Origin of the sequence: Nocardioides sp. NBC_00163 (assembly GCF_045206295.1) — a bacterium.
Lineage (GTDB): Bacteria > Actinomycetota > Actinomycetes > Propionibacteriales > Nocardioidaceae > Nocardioides.
The window spans coordinates 3,510,544-3,530,378 of the sequence record NZ_CP108155.1 but is presented as its reverse complement, the minus strand read 5'-3'; the positions used below and the strand labels follow the sequence as shown (position 1 = coordinate 3,530,378).

The 19,835-nt window shown below is 69.5% G+C and carries 18 protein-coding genes; 4 read left to right on the top strand and 14 right to left on the bottom strand.

What is annotated here, in order from left to right:
• Positions 1–3 precede the first annotated feature (3 nt).
• From OG801_RS16960 to OG801_RS16940, 5 genes are read right to left on the bottom strand one after another with little or no spacing between them, the layout of a single operon-like run.
• Positions 4–951 (bottom strand): carbohydrate kinase family protein, encoded by a 948-nt coding sequence (locus OG801_RS16960; protein ID WP_406029944.1) that lies wholly within the window; start codon positions 949–951, stop codon positions 4–6.
• Positions 948–1,604, bottom strand: coding sequence for a class II aldolase/adducin family protein (locus OG801_RS16955; RefSeq protein WP_406029942.1), 657 nt, complete (start codon positions 1,602–1,604; stop codon positions 948–950). Before OG801_RS16955 ends, OG801_RS16960 begins: the two co-directional genes overlap by 4 nt.
• The gene (locus OG801_RS16950; protein WP_406029940.1) at positions 1,601–2,653 is read right to left on the bottom strand and encodes an SGNH/GDSL hydrolase family protein; all 1,053 of its coding nucleotides are present in this window, start codon (positions 2,651–2,653) and stop codon (positions 1,601–1,603) included. The genes OG801_RS16955 and OG801_RS16950 overlap by 4 nt, the downstream gene beginning before the upstream one ends.
• A 9-nt stretch (positions 2,654–2,662) precedes the next feature.
• Entirely contained in the window at positions 2,663–3,595 is a 933-nt protein-coding gene (gene sph / locus OG801_RS16945) for a sphingomyelin phosphodiesterase (protein WP_406029938.1), read from the bottom strand.
• A 2-nt stretch (positions 3,596–3,597) separates the two neighbouring features.
• Positions 3,598–5,577 (bottom strand): neutral/alkaline ceramidase, encoded by a 1,980-nt coding sequence (locus tag OG801_RS16940; RefSeq protein ID WP_406029936.1) that lies wholly within the window; start codon positions 5,575–5,577, stop codon positions 3,598–3,600.
• A 410-nt stretch (positions 5,578–5,987) separates the two neighbouring features.
• On the opposite strand from OG801_RS16940, the gene OG801_RS16935 reads away from it, so the two are divergent.
• Positions 5,988–7,244, top strand: a complete 1,257-nt coding sequence (locus tag OG801_RS16935) for a lytic murein transglycosylase (RefSeq protein WP_355020720.1) — start codon at positions 5,988–5,990, stop codon at positions 7,242–7,244.
• Positions 7,245–7,427: 183 nt separating this feature from the next.
• On the opposite strand, the gene OG801_RS16930 is transcribed toward OG801_RS16935, so the two are convergent.
• From OG801_RS16930 to OG801_RS16900, 7 genes are all read right to left on the bottom strand, one after another.
• Positions 7,428–8,147: a TetR/AcrR family transcriptional regulator gene (locus tag OG801_RS16930; protein WP_406029934.1), complete on the bottom strand. Its 720-nt coding sequence runs from the start codon at positions 8,145–8,147 to the stop codon at positions 7,428–7,430.
• Between the two features lie 66 nt (positions 8,148–8,213).
• Positions 8,214–9,197 carry a porphobilinogen synthase gene (gene hemB, locus OG801_RS16925; protein WP_406029932.1) on the bottom strand — a complete coding sequence of 328 codons (984 nt, stop codon included), beginning with the start codon at positions 9,195–9,197 and terminating at the stop codon, positions 8,214–8,216.
• 95 nt (positions 9,198–9,292) lie between these two features.
• A complete protein-coding gene (locus OG801_RS16920) occupies positions 9,293–10,978 on the bottom strand; it encodes a uroporphyrinogen-III synthase (protein ID WP_406029930.1) in 1,686 nt (561 codons plus the stop codon).
• Positions 10,975–11,988: a hydroxymethylbilane synthase gene (gene hemC, locus OG801_RS16915; protein WP_355021119.1), complete on the bottom strand. Its 1,014-nt coding sequence runs from the start codon at positions 11,986–11,988 to the stop codon at positions 10,975–10,977. Before hemC ends, OG801_RS16920 begins: the two co-directional genes overlap by 4 nt.
• Positions 11,985–13,280: a glutamyl-tRNA reductase gene (locus tag OG801_RS16910; protein WP_406029927.1), complete on the bottom strand. Its 1,296-nt coding sequence runs from the start codon at positions 13,278–13,280 to the stop codon at positions 11,985–11,987. The genes hemC and OG801_RS16910 overlap by 4 nt, the downstream gene beginning before the upstream one ends.
• A gap of 79 nt (positions 13,281–13,359) precedes the next feature.
• The gene (locus OG801_RS16905) at positions 13,360–14,085 is read right to left on the bottom strand and encodes a redox-sensing transcriptional repressor Rex (protein WP_350665885.1); all 726 of its coding nucleotides are present in this window, start codon (positions 14,083–14,085) and stop codon (positions 13,360–13,362) included.
• Between the two features lie 178 nt (positions 14,086–14,263).
• On the bottom strand, positions 14,264–14,503 hold the full coding sequence (locus OG801_RS16900) for a glutaredoxin family protein (protein ID WP_091043131.1): 240 nt from the start codon (positions 14,501–14,503) through the stop codon (positions 14,264–14,266).
• A gap of 57 nt (positions 14,504–14,560) precedes the next feature.
• Here OG801_RS16900 and OG801_RS16895 point away from each other — a divergent pair, with 57 nt between their 5' ends.
• From OG801_RS16895 to OG801_RS16885, 3 genes are all read left to right on the top strand, one after another.
• A complete protein-coding gene (locus tag OG801_RS16895) occupies positions 14,561–15,460 on the top strand; it encodes an HAD-IB family hydrolase (protein WP_355021121.1) in 900 nt (299 codons plus the stop codon).
• A 191-nt stretch (positions 15,461–15,651) separates the two neighbouring features.
• Positions 15,652–16,401, top strand: a complete 750-nt coding sequence (locus OG801_RS16890; protein WP_350844849.1) for a sigma-70 family RNA polymerase sigma factor — start codon at positions 15,652–15,654, stop codon at positions 16,399–16,401.
• 142 nt (positions 16,402–16,543) lie between these two features.
• Positions 16,544–17,734, top strand: coding sequence for a DUF5667 domain-containing protein (locus OG801_RS16885; protein ID WP_406029924.1), 1,191 nt, complete (start codon positions 16,544–16,546; stop codon positions 17,732–17,734).
• Positions 17,735–17,834: 100 nt separating this feature from the next.
• On the opposite strand, the gene OG801_RS16880 is transcribed toward OG801_RS16885, so the two are convergent.
• Together OG801_RS16880 and OG801_RS16875 are read right to left on the bottom strand one after the other, a co-directional pair.
• Positions 17,835–18,791 (bottom strand): lysophospholipid acyltransferase family protein, encoded by a 957-nt coding sequence (locus tag OG801_RS16880; protein ID WP_355021123.1) that lies wholly within the window; start codon positions 18,789–18,791, stop codon positions 17,835–17,837.
• Positions 18,784–19,833 (bottom strand): NAD-dependent epimerase/dehydratase family protein, encoded by a 1,050-nt coding sequence (locus OG801_RS16875; RefSeq protein ID WP_355021124.1) that lies wholly within the window; start codon positions 19,831–19,833, stop codon positions 18,784–18,786. The genes OG801_RS16880 and OG801_RS16875 overlap by 8 nt, the downstream gene beginning before the upstream one ends.
• Positions 19,834–19,835 lie beyond the last annotated feature (2 nt).

The following is a 19,835-nucleotide window of genomic DNA, read 5'->3' as shown; positions in this document are numbered from 1 at the left end:
TCCTCAGACCTCCTTGAGCGCCGCGGCGGCGGCGGCGAAGCTCTCGACCGAGGCGAGATCGAAGCTGCCGAAGTCGGACCCGAGGCCGCCGGCGACCTGAGCGGCGGTCGCGCAGCCCAGCTTGGCCGCCTCGGCGGGCGTCCGGCCCAGCGCGAGACCCCGGATGTAGCCCGCCGAGAACGCGTCGCCGCAGCCGGTGGTGTCGACCACCTCGGTGTCGTACGCCGGCACCCGAACGGTCTCGTCCGCAGTCACCACGACCGCGCCCTGGGCGCCGGCGGTCACGGCCACGCAGCCGGCGCCGGCCTCGACCAGCGTGCGGCAGGCCGCCTCCAGATCGGCGGCACCGGTCCAGCCGAGCGCCTGCTCGTCGTTGACCAGCAGGTGGTCGACATAGGGGAACGCGGCCGCGATCCACTCGAACATGCCGGGGTCGCTGGGCGCGAGGGAGTCGAGCGAGGTGGTCACGCCGTTGTCGCGCGCGTGGGCGAGGATCTTCGCCGCCGCGTCGCCGCCCATGAACTCCGGGCCGCCGAGGTGCAGGTGGTCGGCCGCGGCGATCACGTCCAGCGGCGCGTCGTCGGCACCGTAGGCGCCGTTGGCCCCGATCACGTGGAACGCCGGCCGCGAGCCGTCGGGGCGGATCGGGAGCACGCTCGCGGAGGTCTGGTGGTCCTCGCGGCGTACCAGATGCTCGGTGTCCACGCCGTCGCGCTGCAGCAGCGAGAGCAGCTGATCGCCGACCGCGTCGGTCCCGATGGCGCCCGCGCTGACCACGGTCGCGCCGAGCTTGGCGAGCACCAGCGCGGTGCCACCGGCGGGGCCGGCCGCGGTGACCCGGATCTCGTCGACCAGCTGGCCGTCCTGTCCTTCGGGGATCGACTCGACGTGGCGTACCAGCGTGTCGAGCACGTGTGCGCCGAGGGTGACGACGGTGGGGGAAGTGGTCACGAGTTCTCCTGTGATGAGGGTCGGGTGGTGCCGTAGCTGCGGGTCAGGGCGGCGTGGATCACCGCGGCCTGTTGGTCTTCGTCGAGGACGCGCGGGGTACCGATGGCGGCAGCTCGCCAGTAGACGGTGCAGCCCCACTCCAGGAGCAGGGCCAGCTCGACCGCCTTGGCCAGGTCGGCCGCCTGGGTGATCGCGCCGTGGTTGGCCATGAGCGCGCCGCCGCGGCCCTCGAGCGCCTCGATGACCAGCTCGGCGAGCTCCGGCGTGCCGAAGGTCGCGTACGGCGCCACGCGGACCGTGCCGCCGAGCGCCAGCAAGCCGTAGTGGACGCACGGCAGCTCGGTCAGGACGCATGACAGCGCGGTGGCCATCGGCGCGTGGGTGTGAACGATCGCGCCCGTCTCCCGGCGGCGGTAGAGCCCGAGGTGCAGGTCGACCTCGGAGGTCGGCGCGAGCTCACCCGCGACGACCTGCCCGTCGAGGGCGAGGACGGTCACCTGGTCTGCGGTCATCGTGGCGAACGACGCCCCGGTCGCGGTGATCGCGACCATGTCACCGGAGCGCACGCTGACGTTGCCTGCCGTACCGATGACGAGCCCCTCGGCCGCCAACGCCCGGCAGGCATCGGCGACCGCCTCTCGCTCCGGCGTCATCGTGCCCCTACCGGAGCGTCGTCGGTCGGGAGCACGGCGTCCGGGTGCTCGCGGAGCCAGCGCTGCTGTTCGCGGTCGCTCCGCACGTTGTCCGGCCGCGTCTTCGGCGCGGTCGTCCCGGCCACCGACTGCTCGCCGAGAGCATCGAGCACGATCTTGCTGATGGCCCGCATCCCGGCGCCGTTGGGGTGGAAGGCAGCGGCGGCGAAGAGGTCGGTCGAGTCACCACGGACCCACGCGGCATCACCGGCACAGGCGTCGTGACCGAGAGCGGGCCCGTAGGTGTCGACGTACGTCGCGCCCTCGTCGGTCGCGGCGCGCTTCATGACCGCGTTGAGCTTGCGGTTGAGGGAGTCGGCCCAGGCGTAGTCGCCATCGGCGAACGGGACCACGTCCGGGCAGTAGCCGGTCGGCGGCAGCAGTCGCGGGTAGCCGACGAGGACGACCTTCGCGCCGGGTGCGCGCTCCTTGATCAGGGCCACCGAGCGCCCCAGGTTGCGGCCGGTGTTGTCGAGCGCGGCCGAGAGCGTGTCGACCCCGCCGACCGTGTAGTGGTCCCGGCACGGCGTACCCGTGGGGTTCTGGTCACGGAAGTCGCCGCAGCCGATGAGCGAGCCGAAGACGCCGTAGTCGTTGCCACCCATCCCGAGCGTGACCAGGTCGGTGTCGAGGGTGACGGCGTCGAGCTGAGGCGACTGGTTCGCCAGGTTGAGCTCCGGCGTGGGCGTCGGCTGCGGCAGGGTGAGGTTGCTCGTGTCCGCCGACGAGCAGCTGACGTCGTGGAACGCACCCGGCTCGTAGTAGATCCCGAGATCGGTGGCCAGCCACGCCGGATAGTTGTTGTTGGAGCGGAAGCACCAGGTGCTGTTCCACGGGATCAGCGGGCCGGCGGTGTAGGAGTCACCCAGGGCGACGTACTTCTGGTACGCCGGTGCGGCGCTCGGGGTGCGTGCCGGATCGGCGACGGCGGGCGCCGCGGTGGCACCGAGCACGGCGCCCACGGTCAGAGTCGCTGCGATGACGCTCCGCAGTCGGGGTGTGACGGTCATTGGAGCTCCTCAGCTGCCTGCGACGGGATAGTGGTCGGCGTAGTCGGTGTAGGTCGTCCCGGCGTACTCCCAGGGCGGCGACGTGGGCGTGAGCACCGTGTTGGTCCACACCCGCGGGCGTACGTGGCCGCGGCGATGCAGCACGTAGTCGAGGTGCTCCTGCCCGCCCGTGGCGAGCGGGTTCGTCGTCGGGTCCCAGCTGAACGGGTGTCCGTCGTACGACGTCGGGGCGACGGTGTCGGTGGCCGCCAGCAGGTCGGTGTACTCGGGCGAGGCCCTGTCGACGTTGAGGTCGCCGGTCACGATGACCTGTTCGTCGGACGGGATCGCCAGGCCGTCCAGGAACTCGTCGATCGTCGCGAACTGCTCGGCGCGGACGGCGGCCCCGCGACCGAAGCAGAGCGGGTCCTCCGCCTGGACGTGGGTGCCGACGACGTGGACAGGAGTGCCGTCGACATCCAGCTGCACGTAGACGAAGCCCTTGTTGGACAGCGCGTCGGCGCCGCAGCCGCCGCTGTAGACGTACTGCACCTTGTGGGCGATCGGCCACTTGCTCAGGATCGTCACACCGCCGTCCTCGGGCGCCAGCGGCGAGTAGGCACCCAGGGTCTCGTCCCACCCGGAGGTGGACCTGCCGAGGACCGGTGTCTGGTAGGGGTACTGCGTCGCTAGCCGGCTCTTGAGGGTGTTCGACGGCCGGTTGTCGAAGGCCTCCTGGAACACCACGACGTCATGGCCCTTCACGTAGTCGGCCGTCGCGATCAGGTCGGCGCGGGTCGCGTTGGCCTTGCCACCGAGGATGGGCGGCAGCATCTGAACGTTGTGTGAAAGCACCTCGATCGTCGGCGTACCACCCGAAGGCGCTGCGTACGCGGGCGACCCCGAGGTGAAGCCGGAGGCAAGCAGGGCCCCCGCGGCCAAGGTGATCGGCAGCGTCTTCATGGTCAGCTCACCCCGAAGACGGGCGAGGTGCCGGTGAACGACGAGACCGTCCCGAGCAGGTTGCGCGCATCGCCGAAGTAGCGGATCCGGTAGCTGCCCGACGCGGTGCCAGGTGGGACGTCCCACGTGATCGTCACCTTGGAGGCCGCGATGCCGTCGCGCGCCCAGCGGAACTTCGTCGACCAGTCGCCGTCGTCGGCGACCCGCTGCCAGGTCGTACCCACCTTGCGCTCGACGGCCAGGTAGCTGCCACCGAGATGGAGGTTGTTGTTGGGGTGCGCACCGGCGAAGACCACGCTGACCTGCTGCCCGGGGCGGTAGATCGAGCCCGGCGCGGTCAGCACGTCGCCGAACCTGCGGCCGATCTGCGGCGCATCGACGAGCACGGCGCCACTGGGCGACGGCAGCTGCCAGGCGCTGCGGTCGGCCTCCTTCTCCCCCTGCGGTACGTCGACGCCGGCGCGCATCGCCGTGCCGAGATCGGAGGCCACCTGCATGAACGCCGGCAGCTCATAGCGACCGAACAGGGTGCTCGCGCCCTCGTACTCCTTGGAGTCGTACTCCTCCGGCGTCGTCAGGTAGTGCCCGTAGGCGTTGGCGTAGCCCTGGACCAGGACGTTCTCGAGATCGGTGCCGACGGCCTCGGCGACCGCCCGTCGGATCCGCAGACCCGACACCACGGTGACCTCCGCCGGCATCCCGACCATGTAGAAGTCGCCGATCTTCATCAGCTGCACCGGCAGCTTCTGCTGCACCAGGTCGAGGTCGCCGACGGGGAGCAGCACCTCCTTCGGCGCCTGGCAGGCCTTCAGCTCGGGCGACGCGGTGTAGAGCGCGCCGGCGATCAGCTCGACCAGCGGGTTGCCGCCGTCCTTGCCCTCCTTGAAGATCGGCAGTCCGCCACCGCCGTCCTCGGTGCTGCCAGCGGCGAAGGAGGCGCCGAGCGCAGCCGAGCAGGTGTTGTGCGGCTTGCCGTCGGGGGTGAACTCCGGCCGTACGGCGACCTCGGAGAAGTCGACGTACACGATGCGCGAGTCGATGCCGCCCTCGAGCGACCGCTTGTCGGACTCGAGTCCCTCGCGGGCCGCGTCGACCATCCGGGTGCCGATGATGCGGGTGTTCTCGAACTCGTCCGTGGTCGGGCCGTCGGTCGGCTGCAGGTTGAGGTTGGGCGACATGTCCCCGGCGTTGGACTGCGCGAACGACGCCACGAAGTCGGGTGCGGTGTCCTCGATGTAGTCGACGCCGCGCACCTGCCGCTCCCAGACGTACTCCGCGTAGCCCTTGTTGTCGGGACTGATCAGCGTGTTGTCGGTCGACATGCTCGTGGCGTGGACGGGAAACCAGTTGATGATCCCGTCGAGACTGGTCGACCCGTCAGGGGCCTTGCGGCGTACCTGAAGAGTGGTGCTGCGGGTATCGGTGCCGCTGGGGAAGTACGCCCTGTCGGCCTCCGGGTTGCGGTCGAACGCCTGCTTGGAGCGGTTGACGTTGGCGTTGGTGAGCTGGCTGGTCGACAGACTGAGGTCGGCGGGCGCGAGGTCGGCGTCGGCGCGTCCGATCGAGGACACGATGCCGTCGACGACCGCTCGGAAGGTCTTCTCGTGATAGCCGAGCGTCGTGAGGTTGTAGAGGTTGTGGTGCGAGAACCCACCTGGCCCGGCGTGGGTGTGGGTCGCGGTGAGCATGACGTTGCGCTCGGAGTAGAGGTCCCCGTACCGCTGCTGCAACTTTGTGAGTACGGCGTCGCGCAGGCCCTGGAAGATCATCCCGATGTCGGCCACGACGTGGACCACGCGCTCACCGCTCGCCGCGTCGGCGATCACGAAGGCGCGGGCGCGCTGACGCATGTGGATGCCGGTGGTGCTCTGCGCGAGGTCGGCGTACCCCATCATGCCGTTCTCCCCCGGCTCGCCGGTGACGTCGGCGATCCCACGGCCGACGAGGTACGGCGACTCGGGCGCGGCACTCGCACTGTTCATGGCCGGTCCGGGCGAGGGCCCGAACAAGAGTCCGGTGGCGACGACTGAGGCGACGAGCAGACGGACACACATCGTGGTTGAACGCTTGTGGCGCATTCGATCGGATCCTCTCGAGGAGTTCCACCCGGCCCTCCCGTGGCCCGGCAGTGTGATGAGGATTACCTTTTTCACTCGTTCGGTCAATCGTCCTGGTCAGATGACCCACATTCTGGGACCGCAACAATTCGGAGCGGAGTTCGGCATCACGAGGTGCAACTTCGTACGTCTCATCGGCGTCTCGTTTAGTGGAACGCAATGTTCCGGTAAAACGTGACGCGCGTAACTTCGACGTGAGACGGTTCGTTTGAACGTTGCATGAGGGAGCACGACCTCCGTACGATTTCAGTGCGGTGATCACCAGGGGAGATTCGATGTCCGCTTCGCGCTACAGCCGCCTTCAGAAGGCGACCGCGCTCGTTCCGCTCGCGCTGCTGAGCGCGGCCTGGACGGTCAACGTCACCGGTCTGACGCAGTCGAGTGCCACCGCATCAGGGACCAGATACGACGACGCGTTCAGCCTGCCCGACGGGACATCGGTCCCGGCCGAGGCGATCGAGGCGCCGGCCAGCGTGTCGGCCTCGACCAACGAGGGCGACAAGTCGCTGCCCGGGACGGCCAGTGCCGCCGGGATCCCGTCCGCCGCGCTCGCCGCCTATCAGCGTGCGGCCACCGTCATCAACGCCGCGGACGCCGCCTGCAAGATCGACTGGCCGCTGATCGCCGCGATCGGGCGGGTCGAGTCCAACCACGGTCGCGCCAACGACAACCGTCTCAGCGCCGAGGGCGTCTCCACGCCCGGCATCTACGGAGTGCCGCTCAACGGCAAGGGCAACGTCTCCCAGATCACCGACACCGACGGTGGACAGTACGACGGCGACACCAGCTACGACCGCGCGGTCGGCCCGATGCAGTTCATCCCCTCCACCTGGGCGATGGTCGGTGTGGACGCCGACGGTGACGGCAAGCGCAACCCCCAGGACATCAACGACGCCGCCCTCGCCTCCGCCGTCTACCTCTGCTCCGGCAACGACGACCTCTCCACCGACCAGGGCGCGCGAGCAGCGGTCTTCCGCTACAACCACAGCCAGTCGTACGTCACGACCGTGCTCGGTGTCGCCGAGGCCTACCGCTCCGGTGACTTCACCTCGATCCCGAACAGCACGGTCCCGGTCGACTACGCGATCCCGCGGATGGAGGCTCCCAAGTCTTCGAAGCAGAAGGACCGCGAGCTCCGGGCGGGCGGCCAGCAGGCCGGCCCGCGCGGCGGTTCCTCGCAGGCTCCCTCCGGCCCCTCCAGCGAGGCTCCTTCAGGGGAGACTCCCGGCGGGAGCACCGGTGGTGGCACCGGCGGCGGTGACGACGGCGGCGGCACCACCACCGACCCGGGGAAGGCGCTCGAGCCGGTGACCCAGCCGGTCGAGAAGGTGGTCGCGACCGTCGCCGAGCTGACCACGATCTGCACCAACGCTGTCATCGACCAGGTCGGCTCCGTCCTCGCCCGCACCGTCCCGCAGAGCACGATCACCGACTGCGTGGCGCAACTGCAGGGGAAGACCCTGAACGAGGCGACCGGCGCTGTCGGCGGCATCCTGACTGGCCTGCTGAAGCTGCTCGGGCTCGTCAAGTAGTCCCACGCCATACGCGTAGGGCCCCGCCATCTGGCGGGGTCCTTCGCGTTCGTGAGCAGGAGCCGCGGGCCGCCGCACGTGTAACACGTCGTTCGTAGGACTATCCGGTCGTTCTAATAGGGCGAGTAGTCCTACGAACGACGTGTTACACCCCGCGCGGGCGGCCCCACGAGTTCGCGACAGTCAGGCGGCGGGCTCGTCGTCCTCGTACTCGGTGACGAAGGCTCGGCCGAGCTCGCGGACCGCATCCAGGGAGGATGCGTCGGCCAGCAGGGAGCTGAGGTGGTAGTCGGCGACCGACTCGGCCAGGGCGTCGGAGCTCGCCGGGGCCTTCTCGTCGTCGCGCCGGCCGTGCCAGAGCCGGTGCTGGGCGCCTTCGTTGAGCGAGAGCAGCATCAGCGCGGTGGCGGCGGGGTCGGTCTGACGCAGCTCACCGCTGGCGACGCCCATCTCGAGGAGCTGGGCGGCCGCGTCACGCAGCTTGTCGCCGTCCTCCTCGAAGCCCGCGAAGACCTGCGGCTGCGCCAGGGCGGCCACCTCCAGCTCGTAGAAGTCGAGCGGCGCGGTGCACAGCTGGCGGACGTCGGTGTAGAGGAAGGCGTAGAGCCGCGGAGCAGCCGGGCCGGCCTCCTCGAGAAGCTTCTCCGCGAGCGTGAGCGACTCGCGGTTCTTCTCCATCAAGGCGGAGAGGATCTCCTCCTTGGATTTGTAGTAGTAGTACATCGAGGACTGGCGCAGTCCGACGCACTCGGCGATCTGGCTGATCGTCGTCGCCGCGACCCCTTGAGCGGTGAAGAGGCGGGACGCCTCTTTGAGAATCTCTTCCCGCGGGTTCGCCGAATTCCGTCCACTGTTGCGCGGCCGACCGGTGCGCTTCGTGCTGCCCAACTCTCGATTGGTCACAGGCTCGAGTCTACTCTCAGGATATGTTCCACGTCACAGAGGTGCTCGGCTGATCAAGCGAGAACGTCAGCCTCGCAGCCAGCCAGCTGCTTCGGTGGCCCAGTAGGTCAGAATGACGTCCGCGCCCGCCCTCTTGAAGGCGGTGAGTGTCTCCAGGATCGCCGGTTCGCGGTCGATCCAGCCGTTCGCGGCGGCGGCTTCCAACATCGAGTACTCCCCTGAGATGTTGTAGGCAGCCACCGGAACATCGACAGACTCACGCACTCGCTGCAGGACGTCGAGATACGGGAGCCCGGGCTTGACCATCACGATATCGGCACCCTCAGCGACGTCAAGGAGCGCCTCGCGGACACCCTCCAGAGCGTTGGCCGGATCCTGCTGATAGGTCCGCCTGTCACCCTTGAGGGCGGAGTCGACGGCCTCGCGGAACGGGCCGTAGAACGCCGAGGCGTACTTCGCGGAATAGGCGAGGATCGAGACGTCGGTGTAGCCCGCGCCGTCGAGGGCGTCGCGGGTCACCGCGACCTGGCCGTCCATCATCCCGGACGGGCCGACCATGTGGACGCCGGCCTCGGCGTGGGCGATCGCCATCTGAGCGTAGATCTCGAGGGTGGCGTCGTTGTCGACCGAGCCGTCCTCGGCGAGCACACCGCAGTGACCGTGGTCGGTGAACTCGTCCAGGCACAGGTCGCTCATCACGGTGAGCCCGTCGCCGACCTCGGAGACGACGTCGGCGATGGCCACGTTGAGGATGCCGTCGGGGTCGAGCGCGCTCGAGCCCACGGCGTCCTTCGTCTCGGGGACACCGAAGAGCATGATGCCGCCGATGCCGGCGGACGCAGCCTCGGCCGCGGCCTTCCGCAGCGACTCCCGGCTGTGCTGGACCACGCCGGGCATGGTCGAGATCGGGACGGGCTCATCGATCCCCTCGCGCACGAACGCGGGCAGGACCAGGTTGGCGGGACGTACGGCCGTCTCCGCGACCATCCGGCGCATGATCGGCGTGCGGCGCAGCCGGCGGGGACGGATCACGGGCTTCTCGATGCTCATCTGCACTCCAACGCAAAAGGGGTACGTTCCACGGTAATGCAACAGCCGCGTGCACCCACACTCGGGAGCACGCGGCAGTTGCGGTGGAACTCGGTTCAGGAGGTACGCGAACGGCGGCGGGAGGCGGGGCGCCGGTCGGACGGCTTGGTGACCGGCAGGCCCTGCTCGACCAGCGAGGCACGACGCGCGGCACCGAAGGCGGCGAGCGCCTCGGTGAGCGCCTCGATCGACGGCTCGGGCGACATCACGTCGACGCGCAGGCCGTGCTCCTCGGCGGTCTTGGCGGTGGCCGGACCGATCGCCGCGATCACCGTGGAGGTGTGCGGCTTGCCCGCGATGCCGACCAGGTTCCGGACCGTCGACGAGGAGGTGAAGACCACCGCGTCGAACTTGCCGGTCTTGATCGCGTCGCGGGTCGGCGCGGGCGGCGGGGCAGCCCGGACGGTGCGGTAGGCGGTCACGTCGTCGCACTCCCAGCCGAGGTCGACCAGGCCGGCGATGAGGTTCTCGGTGGCGATGTCGGCGCGCGGGAGGAAGACCCGGTTGATCGGGTCGAGGTCCGCGTCGTACTCCGGCCACACCTCGAGCAGGCCGGCGGCCGACTGGTTGTCGGTGTTCGGCACGAGGTCGGGGCGCAGGCCCCAAGCCTCGAGCGCCTGCCCGGTCTTCTCGCCGACGGCGGCGATCTTCAGACCGGAGAAGGCGCGGCAGTCCAGGCCGTACTCGTCGAACTTCTCGCGTACGGCGCGCACCGCGTTGATCGAGGTGAAGGCGATCCAGTTGTAGCGGCCCTCGACCAGGCCGCGTACCGCCTTGTCCATCTGCTGCGGGTTGCGCGGGGGCTCGACGGAGATCGTCGGCACCTCCTCGGGCACGGCACCGAAGCCCTTCAGCTTCAGCGACAGCGCAGGCGCCTGCTCCTTGGTGCGGGGCACCAGCACGCGCCAGCCGAACAGCGGCTTCGTCTCGAACCACGAGAGCGTCTCACGCAAGTTGACCACCTTGCCGATCACCACGATCGCCGGCGGCGCCATCCGTGCGGCACGAGCGTCGACAGCGATGTTCTCCAGCGTCGACTCTACCGTCGACTGCTCGGTCGTGGTGCCGACGCGGGTGATCGCGACCGGGGTCTTGGCCGAGCGGCCCGCCGCGACGAGCTCCTTGGCGATGTCGCCGATCATGCCGACGCCGGAGAGGAGAACCAGGGTGCGGTTGTCGGCGTACTGGCTCCAGTCGATCTTCTCGTTGCAGGTGACGACCGCGACCTCTTGGTGGTCCTTGGTCGTCAGCGGGATGCCGGCGTAGGCCGGAACGGCCGACACCGACGAGACGCCGGGAACGATCTCGAAGCCGATGCCCGCCTTGGCGCAGGACTGCGCCTCCTCGGGGCCGGAGGCGTAGAGGAAGGGGTCGCCGGTCATCAGGCGCACGACGCGCTTGCCCAGCTTCGCCTGCTTGACGACGGCCTTGGCACGGGCGGCGTTGGCCAGGGGCTGGCCGTCGACGCCGAACCCGCCGTCGATGAACTCGGGTCCGACCGGTTCCGGGGTCTCTTCACCCTCGGTCGGCTCGACGGGCTCGGGGATGCCGAGAACGCCGCGCACCATCGAAGCGTGCTCGGGGGCCTCGGTCACGACAACATCGGCCTGCTTCAACAGGTCGATCGCCCGTACCGTCAGCAGCTCAGGGTCACCAGGACCGCTGCCGACGAAGGACACCCAGCCCAGTGGGGTGGCCGAGCTGTGCTCGGCCGTCTGCTCGGTGGTCTTTGCTCGGGTCATGCGTTGTGCACCTTGTCCTGCTCGGGAGCGGTCTGGGGGGAACCGCCCGTGTCCATGACAGCCTGGCCGGGGTCAGTGGTGGGGTCGTCGGTCAGGTCTGCTGCACCCTCGGCGAGCATCTCCTCGGCGAGCCGGCGTCCGACGCCTGCGGCGTCGTCGAGCGGCCCGGATGCGGAGAGTCGGATCGAGAGCGAGCCATCGAGTGAGAGCGCGACTGCCCGCACCCACAGCTCTGGTCCTTCCTCACCCTCAACCACGTCGGCGAGGGTCCCGATGGGCGCGGCGCAGCCACCTTCGAGGGTGGCGAGCACCGCGCGTTCTGCCTCGACAGCCGCTCGGGTGGGCGAGTCGTCGAGGGAAGCCAGAATCTTGCGTACGTCGGCATCGGCGTCGCCTGCGCGGCACTCGACCGCCAGGGCCCCCTGACCAGGAGCGGGCAGCACCTGGATCGGGTCGAGGACCTCGGTGACCTCGTCGAGCCGGTCGATGCGGGCCAGGCCGGCACGCGCGAGCACGACAGCGTCGAACTCGCCCGAGCGGACCTTGCCGATGCGGGTGTCCACGTTGCCGCGGATGCCGGCCAGCTCCAGGCCGAGGCCGAGGGCCTTGATCTGGGCGACGCGTCGCGGCGAGCCGGTGCCTACCCGCGAGCCCGGCGGGAGCTCACCGAGGGTCAGGCCGTCGCGGGCGACGATCACGTCGCGCGGGTCCTCGCGCGGCAGGATCGCGACCAACTCGATGCCTTCCTCGGGGTAGGTCGGCAGGTCCTTGAGGGAGTGGACCGCGAGGTCGATCTCCTTGGCGTGGAGCGCGTCGCGCAGCGCGCTGACGAAGACGCCCGTCGAGTTCGCGCTGGTCAGCGGGGTGTTCGCTGCCTGGGTGCGATCGCCGTCGGAGACGATCTCGACCAGCTCGACGATGTGGCCCTGGGCGCGGAGCACCTCCGCGACCAGGGTCGACTGGGTGACGGCGAGCTGGGAACGGCGGGTGCCGAGACGAAGAGTTCTCATGAGTGGTCTCCTGGGACGTCGGCCCGGGTCACCGCGGAGACGGCCTCGGGGTCGAGCGCGAAGAGCTCGGCGAGCGCAGCGGCGTAGGACACCGCGCCGGTCTCGTTGGCGAGCTCCTTGACCCGGACGGTCGGTTCGTGAAGCAGCTTGTCGGCCACGCGGCGTACGGTCCGGAGGACCTCGGCACGAGTCACCTCGTCGAGGCCGGGCAGCTTGTTGTCGAGGCGCTCCATCTCGGCGGCGACGACACCGGTGGCCATGCTCCGCAGCGCGACCACCGTCGGGGTCACCGCGGACTGGCGACGAGCGTTCAGGAACGCCGCGACCTCCTGGGTGACGATGTCGCGGACCGCGAGCACCTCCTTGCCGGCGGGCGAGGCGTGCAGCTCGTCGGCGAGGGCGGCCAGGTCGATCAGGGTGGCCCCCGGGAGCGACCCCGCAGCGGGGTCGATGTCGTGGGGCAGGGCCAGGTCGATCAGCGCGATCGGGCGGCTGCTGCGGTCACCGACCATGTCCGCCGGGACGAGCAGCCCGTTGGCGCCCGCGCAGGTGATCACGACGTCGGCGGCCGCGATCTCGTCGGCCAGCGTGTCGAGCGAGGCCGAACGCGCGGAGTACTCCTTGGCGAGGCGCTCGGCGTTGGCCGTGGTGCGGTTGACGACGACCACGTCGGCGGCCCCCAGCCGGGAGACGGTCGCGGTGGCCAGCCCGGCCATCGCGCCGGCGCCGACGACGGCGACCCGCTTGCCGCGTACGTCACCCACGGCGCGCGCGGCGCGGTCCAGCGACGCGGTCACCAGCGACGGGGCGGCCTGGTCGATGTCGGTCTCCGCGCGCGAGCGCTTGCCGACCCGCAGCGCCTGCTGGAACAGGCTGTTGAGCGCCGGCCCGACCGTGCCCATCTCCTGGCCGAGCTGCAGCGCCGCGCGGGCCTGCCCGAGGATCTGGCCCTCGCCGACGGCCATCGAGTCGAGCCCGGCAGCCACCTTGAACAGATGGGAGACGGCACCGTCGTCGTAGTGGACGTAGAGGTGCGGCAGCATCGTCTCGAGCGTCTGACCGGCGCCCTCGATGATGCGGCGGGAGAGCTCCTCGACGGAGCCGTGGAACCGCTCGACCTCGGTGTAGATCTCGAGACGGTTGCAGGTCGCGATGACCGCTGCCTCGCTGACGTGTTCACAACCAGCCACGTCGGTGAGGAGCTTCTGCAGGCCGTCCGCGTCCACCGATGCCGCCTCGAGCAGCGAGACCGGCGCAGAGTTATGTGAGATGCCGACAACAAGGACGCTCATGCCGGCACCTCCGTGGAGGAGAAGCAAGGATACGGAGCCGCCGACATGTTGAGTCCGTGATTCGCTCGCTGACGCTCGCTCATGCGGTGATCCCTTCCTCGGAACCATTGTCCACCGTCTCGACAGCTTCTGCAGCCTTGCGCGACTCGTGATACGCGAGGATCTGCAGCTCGATCGAGAGATCGACCTTGCGTACGTCGACACCCGGCGGCACGTTCAGGACGGCGGGCGCGAAGTTGAGGATGCTGCTGATGCCGGCCGCGACCATCGCGTCGGCGACGTCCTGGGCAGCGGTCGCCGGCACCGAGATGACTCCGATCGAGACCTGCTCGGCCGCGACGATCTCGGCGAGGTCGGCGAACGGCCGGACCTCGAGCCCGGCGACCGTCTGGCCCTGCATCGGCGCGGCCGCGTCCAGGAGCGCGACGGTGCGGAACCCGCGGCTGCTGAAGCCGGAGAAGTTGGCGAGCGCCTGACCCAGGTTTCCGATACCGACGATGATGACCGGCCAGTCGTGGGTGACGCCGATCTCGCGGGCGATCTGGTAGCTCAGGTAGTCGACGTCGTAGCCGACCCCACGGGTGCCGTAGGAGCCCAGGTAGGAGAGGTCCTTGCGCAGCTTGGCCGAGTTCACCCCGGCGGCCGTCGCGAGTTCCTCGGAGGAGCAGGAGGCGATGTTGCGCTCGGCGAGCGAGGTCAGCGCCCGGAGGTAGACCGGAAGCCGGGCGACAGTCGCCTCGGGGATGTCCCGGTGGGGGTCCTGGGCACCGCTGCCCTCGCCCGTATTCGTACTCCGTGCCGTCACGCTCTGCTCTTTCAATGCCGGCGCCACAGACGGGGGCTTTTTAGCCCGGGATCGCCCTGCGGCTCAGCCACCATACGGAGTTTGTGACCGCGAGAACAAACTCGCAGAGCGTCGGCTAGCACACGTGTTTGCGGAGTTGTCAGAGGGGGGCTGTTCGGGGTAATGGGCCGATCGACAGCTATTCTGGGGAGCGCGCGAGCGCTGCCCTCAGCCGCTCCTCGGAGACACGCCAGAAGTCGTGCTGCTTCCCGTCGACGTACGTCACGGGCACCTCGTTCGTGAAACGCTCGCGCAGTTCCTCGTCGGCGTCGATGTCGACCTCGGTGTAGTCGTCCCCGACCACCTTCTCGAGGACCAGCCGAGCCTCGTCGCACAGATGGCAGCCCTGACGGGAGTAAAAGGTCACACGCGGTTCCATCCGACCATCTTGACACCTGGGTCCCCTCACGGCGTCCGGACCACTACTGTTGGCGAAATGAGCAGCGCCAGCGACCGCCGCCGCGCCGAGCTTCGGCGAAAAGACCTCAAACGCCGCTCGGCTCTCGCCGGCGAGGCATCGGCCGCGGCCGCGGAGATCGAGGCCTGGCTCTATCCGACGGCCGGAGACCCGACGGCGGCAGCCTTCTTCGACGTCGACAACACGATCATGCAGGGCGCGACGATCTTCCATCTGGCCCGCGGCCTGCACCGGCGCAAGTTCTTCCGTACGCGGGACATCGCCTCGGCTGCGTACAAGCAGGCCTATTTCCGGGTGGCCGGGGTCGAAGACCCGTCCCACATGGAGTCGGCGCGCTCGTCGGCGCTGTCGTTCATCCGCGGCCATCGCGCCGAGGAGGTCGAGAGCCTGATGGAGGAGATCTTCGACGAGGGCATGGCCCACCGGATCTGGCCCGGCACCAGGGCCCTCGCGCAGACCCATATCGACCAAGGACAGCGGGTGTGGCTGGTGACCGCGGCGCCCGTCGAGGCTGCGCGGGTCATCGCCCGGCGGCTCGGGCTCACCGGCGCGCTCGGGACGGTGGCGGCCACCGAGGACGGCGTCTACACCGGCGATCTGGTCGGCGAGATGCTCCACGGGCCGGCCAAGGCGGAGGCGGTCAAGGCGATCGCCGCCCGGGAGGGCCTCGACCTTTCTCGCTGCGCCGCCTACTCGGACTCCTACAACGACCTGCCGATGCTGTCGCTGGTCGGACATCCGTGCGCGATCAATCCGGACGCGCGCCTACGCGCCCACGCGCGCGTGAAGGGTTGGCCGATCCGTGACTACCGCACCGGCCGCAAGGCCGCCCGGGCCGGCGTGGTCACCGCGGCGCTGGGCGGGGCGGCCACAGGGGCGATCGCGGTGGCGATCGCGCTCCGCGGACGGCGGGACTGATCGCCCTGTTGGCGACCTGTATGCAGTGGCGGGTATTCGCCGCTCTGTCAGGAAATTGCCAACACACGCCGAGGCAACTTCGGCTCGGGACCTGACATCGGGATGCCCTAACCCGTAAGGTTGGGCTCGCTCAGGGGGAGTCTTCGGGAGGGACCCACATGTCGCGCCGCGCCAATGACGTCCATCGTCGCTTGGATGCACTGCGTGCTGCGGTCGAGCTCTTGATGAACGAGGGCTACGAGCCCGCCTACGCCGGTGTTGCCGGTGCGTCCGGTCCGCTCGCCGAGCCCGAGCGTCGCGGCTCGGGTGGCACTCACGAGTCCAAGCCCCGCTCCGACAACGAGCCGGACGACGACGCCGAGCTCGCCACCTCCTCGGAGGAGAGCGAGGCCGACCGCACCCGGCTGATCGCGCTCGTCGAGCTCGCCCGCAAGGGTGACAAGGAGGCGTTCGGCCTTCTCTACGACCACTACCACGGTGCGGTCTACCGGTTCCTCTTCTACCGGACCCGTTCCACCCAGGTCGCCGAGGACCTCACCTCGGAGACGTTCTTCCGCGCGCTCCGCTCGATGACCGGCTTCCGCTGGCAGGGCAAGGACTTCGGCGCCTGGCTGATGACCATCGCGCGCAACCTGGCCACGGACCACTTCAAGGCGGGACGTACACGCCTGGAGATGACCACCGAGGACATGGGTCAGCACGACTCGTCCTCGGACGGGCCGGAGAAGATCGTGATGGCCGGGATCACCAACGAGATGCTGCTCGGGGCTCTCTCCAAACTGCCCGACGAGCAACGCGACTGCATCATCATGCGTTTCCTCCAAGGGCTGTCAATCGCGGAGACAGCCGCTATCCTCGGGCGCAGCGACGGAGCCGTGAAACAGCTCCAGCTGCGCGGGATCCGCAATCTCGCCAAGCAGATGCCTGACGGGATCCGCTGATGACTGTGTTCCGCACCACCTTGAATGCTCGACCGGTTGCCGTAACCCGCGGCCGGGGCGACTCGTTGTCTGACATGGCAGCACCTTGTGCGCAGCTGTTTCGACGAATCCCTGACAGCCGATACCGAGTAGGAACCCCCCGATGAGCCCGGCATTCCCGGCGCGAAAGCGTGCCGACGAGTTCGACCGAATGGTCGCGGCTGCTGCCGCGACGGATCGGCGTGCCTCGCAGTCTGCCGACGAGCTTCGTGATCTGGCCGTCTTCGCTTCGTCGCTCTCCACTCTCAGCGACTCCGCCGTCCCCAGTCGCGACTTCTCCGTCTCCCTTCGCGAGCGCCTCATGGAGGCCGCCGACACCGAGCTCGTGCCCGCGCCGCGCACCGAGAAGACGGTCGAGCGCAAGCTCACCGTCGGTCCCGTACGCAGGCCGCGCCGGCAGCGCAAGCTCGCCGTCGCCTTCGCCGCGATGGCGATCGTCGGCGGCACTGCAGGTGCCGCGGCCGCGTCCCAGACCGCTCTGCCCGGTGACTCGCTCTACCCGGTCAAGCGTGCCGTGGAGAACGTCTCCGCCGGCTTCACCGTCAGCACCCAGGCCCGTGGCATCCGGATCCTCGAGGACGCCGGCACCCGCCTGCGCGAGGCCAAGTCGCTCGTCGCCGATGCGCCGATGACCGACTCCGAGCGGGTCACCACGACGCTCGAGACCTTCTCGCGACAGGCCGCGCACGGCTCCGACCTGCTGATCAGCGACTTCGAGCAGTCCCAGGACAACGACTCGCTCGCCCAGCTGCGTACGTTCGCGGCCGATGGCGTCGAAGAGCTGGCCGAGCTGAGCCCGAAGGTGCCCGAGCGTGCCGAGCCGGCCGTCTCCGACGCCGCGCAGACCCTCGTGCTGATCGACCAGGCCGCCGCCCAGCTCTGCCCCACCTGCGAGGGTGGCATCACCGAGCTTCCCGCGACGCTGGTCTCCAGCCTCACCTCCGACATCGACGGGCTGCTTCCGGCAGACACCGTCGTCGAGGCCGAGGCGCTGCCGCCGCTCACCCAGGACGACAACGCCCTCGATCTGCCCTCCATCGACCCCGACAAGATCGGTCCCGGCTCGGTGACCGACCCCAAGGGCGAGAAGGACGACCAGGAGAAGCCCTCCGAGGAACCGGAGGAGGACGGCAGCATCCTGCCGACCCCGTCCACCCCCTCCGACGGCGATCCGTCCGAGGACCCGGACACCGACCCCGGCACCGTGACGGACCCCGTCACCGGTCTGGTCACCGGCGTCACCGGTCTGGTCGGCGACGTGCTCGCCGGCGCCACCGGTCTCCTCACCCCGTAACGCACGGCCGAAGCGTCACTGGCGCTGGTCGAGTTGGCACAGGCGTGCCGTCTCGGCCGGCGCAGCTGACTTCTCGACCGGCGGGGGTGACCTCTCGGGATCAGCCGAAGACGGAGGCGCGCTCGCCCAGCAGGCGGTAGAGCGTCTGCTGGATCGTCTCGCGCACCTGGTCGGTGACGTTGAAGACCAGCATCGGGTCGTCGGCCTCCGAAGCGTCGTACGCATCGGTGCGGATCGGCTCGCCGAACTCGATCAGCCACTTCGAAGGGAGCGGGATGAGACCCAGCGGCCCGAGGAGCGGGAAGAACGGCGTGATCGGCAGGTAGGGCACGCCGATGACCTTGGCGAGGGCCGGGATGTTACCGACCAGCGGGTAGATCTCCTCGGCGCCGACGACGGAGAGCGGCACGATCGGGACACCGGTGCGCAGCGCGGAGGAGACGAAGCCGCCGCGGCCGAAGCGCTGGAGCTTGTAGCGCTCGCTGTAGGGCTTGCCGATGCCCTTGAAGCCCTCGGGCCAAACGCCGACCAGCTCGCCGTTGCGCAGCATCCGCTCGGCGTCCTCGCTGCAGGCCAGCGTCGCGCCCGCCTTGCGGGCGATGTTGCCGACGATCGGCATCCGGAAGACCAGGTCGGCCCCGAGCGGGCGCAGGTTGCGACCGAGCTCGTCGTGGATCGAGACCATCGTCATCAGGCCGTCCATCGGGATGGTGCCGGAGTGGTTGGAGACGATCAGCGCGCCGCCGTCGGTCGGGATGTTCTCGATGCCGCGCACCTCGACCCGGAACCACTTCTCCTTGATCGGCCGCAGCACGGCCAGCATGAAGCGTTGGGTGAGCTCGCGGTCGAAGCCGTATTCGTCGACGGAGTATTCGCCGGAGATCCGGCGGCGCAGGAACACGATGAACCGAGCGAGCTGCTCCTCCCACTCGGCACCGAAGACCTCTTTGGCGGCGCTCTCCAGAGCCGCTGCCCAGTCGGCCGCCGGGATCGCCCGCAGCGGGTGGCGCTCGCGCGCCGTGGCACCGGTGAAACCCTGGGCGGGGGACTCAGTCACCGGGCGCTCCTGTCAGTCGGCTCTCCAAGGCGGCCAGCGCACGGTCGGCACGGTTCGCGGACGGCATCACGCTGTCCGCGAAGTCTACGACCGTGTCCTCGGTCGTGTATCGGGGTTCGAAGCCCAACAGCGAGCGCATCCGCGTGGTGTCGACGCCACGACCGTAGGTCAGCAGGGCCCGGAGCTCGGCGGGATACTCGCCGCCGCCGAACCTCGCCAGGCCGAACATGGGCTCGGGGATCGGCACCGTGACCCGCTGCAGCCGGCGCGCGACCTGCGAATGGGTCAGCACGCCGTCGCCGGCGACGTTGAACGTCCCGGGGACCCCGGTGCGTACAGCATGCTCGAGGACGCCGTAGAGGTCCTGCTCGTGGAGGAACTGAAGGCGGGGGTCGAAGCCGAGCACGTTGGGCACGACCGCACGCCGGAAGTGGGACGCGATCGGGCTGACCACGCTCGGCCCGAGGACGTTGGCACAGCGCAGCACTGTGACCGCGATGTCCGGGCGACGGCGGGCGAAGCCGCGTACGTAGGACTCGATGTCGGCCGCGTCGCGGGCATAGCCGGAGGACGGGGTGCGCCGCGGCTCCATCGACTCGGTGAACATCGCCGGGTCGCGGCTGCTCGCCCCGTAGACCTGGGTCGTCGACTTCACCACGACCTGACGCAGGGACGGCGCAGTCTGACAGGCCGCGAGGAGCTGCATCGTCCCGATGACGTTGAGCTCCTTCATCGTCGAACGACCCCCGGTGGTGCCGGGGGTCGCGATGACGCTGAGGTGGACGACGGTGTCGACCTCCTCCTTGGCGATCACCTTGGCGATCACCGGGTTGCGGATGTCGGCTCGGACGAATCCGACCTTGCCGATGTCACCGCGAGGCGGTGCGACATCGACTCCGATCACCCGCTCGACGTTCGGGTGGCGGGCGGCAGCGCGCGCAAAACGGCGACCGAGGTCACGCGAGACCCCGGTGACCAGGAGGACCCGACCCTGCTGCCCGCCTCGGGCTTCGCTTCGGCCAGGTCCGGTGCGTTCCGCCACCT

Excerpts from the sequence above, each read along its gene's own strand:
- hemC (WP_355021119.1), bottom strand. The coding sequence starts at position 11,988 with ATGAGAACTCTTCGTCTCGGCACCCGCCGTTCCCAGCTCGCCGTCACC.
- OG801_RS16920 (WP_406029930.1), bottom strand. The coding sequence starts at position 10,978 with ATGACCCGAGCAAAGACCACCGAGCAGACGGCCGAGCACAGCTCGGCC.
- OG801_RS16935 (WP_355020720.1), top strand. The coding sequence starts at position 5,988 with ATGTCCGCTTCGCGCTACAGCCGCCTTCAGAAGGCGACCGCGCTCGTT.
- OG801_RS16885 (WP_406029924.1), top strand. The coding sequence starts at position 16,544 with ATGAGCCCGGCATTCCCGGCGCGAAAGCGTGCCGACGAGTTCGACCGA.
- OG801_RS16900 (WP_091043131.1), bottom strand. The coding sequence starts at position 14,503 with ATGGAACCGCGTGTGACCTTTTACTCCCGTCAGGGCTGCCATCTGTGC.
- OG801_RS16940 (WP_406029936.1), bottom strand. The coding sequence starts at position 5,577 with ATGAACAGTGCGAGTGCCGCGCCCGAGTCGCCGTACCTCGTCGGCCGT.
- OG801_RS16950 (WP_406029940.1), bottom strand. The coding sequence starts at position 2,653 with ATGACCGTCACACCCCGACTGCGGAGCGTCATCGCAGCGACTCTGACC.
- OG801_RS16955 (WP_406029942.1), bottom strand. The coding sequence starts at position 1,604 with ATGACGCCGGAGCGAGAGGCGGTCGCCGATGCCTGCCGGGCGTTGGCG.
- sph (WP_406029938.1), bottom strand. The coding sequence starts at position 3,595 with ATGAAGACGCTGCCGATCACCTTGGCCGCGGGGGCCCTGCTTGCCTCC.
- OG801_RS16910 (WP_406029927.1), bottom strand. The coding sequence starts at position 13,280 with ATGAGCGTCCTTGTTGTCGGCATCTCACATAACTCTGCGCCGGTCTCG.
- hemB (WP_406029932.1), bottom strand. The coding sequence starts at position 9,197 with ATGAGCATCGAGAAGCCCGTGATCCGTCCCCGCCGGCTGCGCCGCACG.
- OG801_RS16895 (WP_355021121.1), top strand. The coding sequence starts at position 14,561 with ATGAGCAGCGCCAGCGACCGCCGCCGCGCCGAGCTTCGGCGAAAAGAC.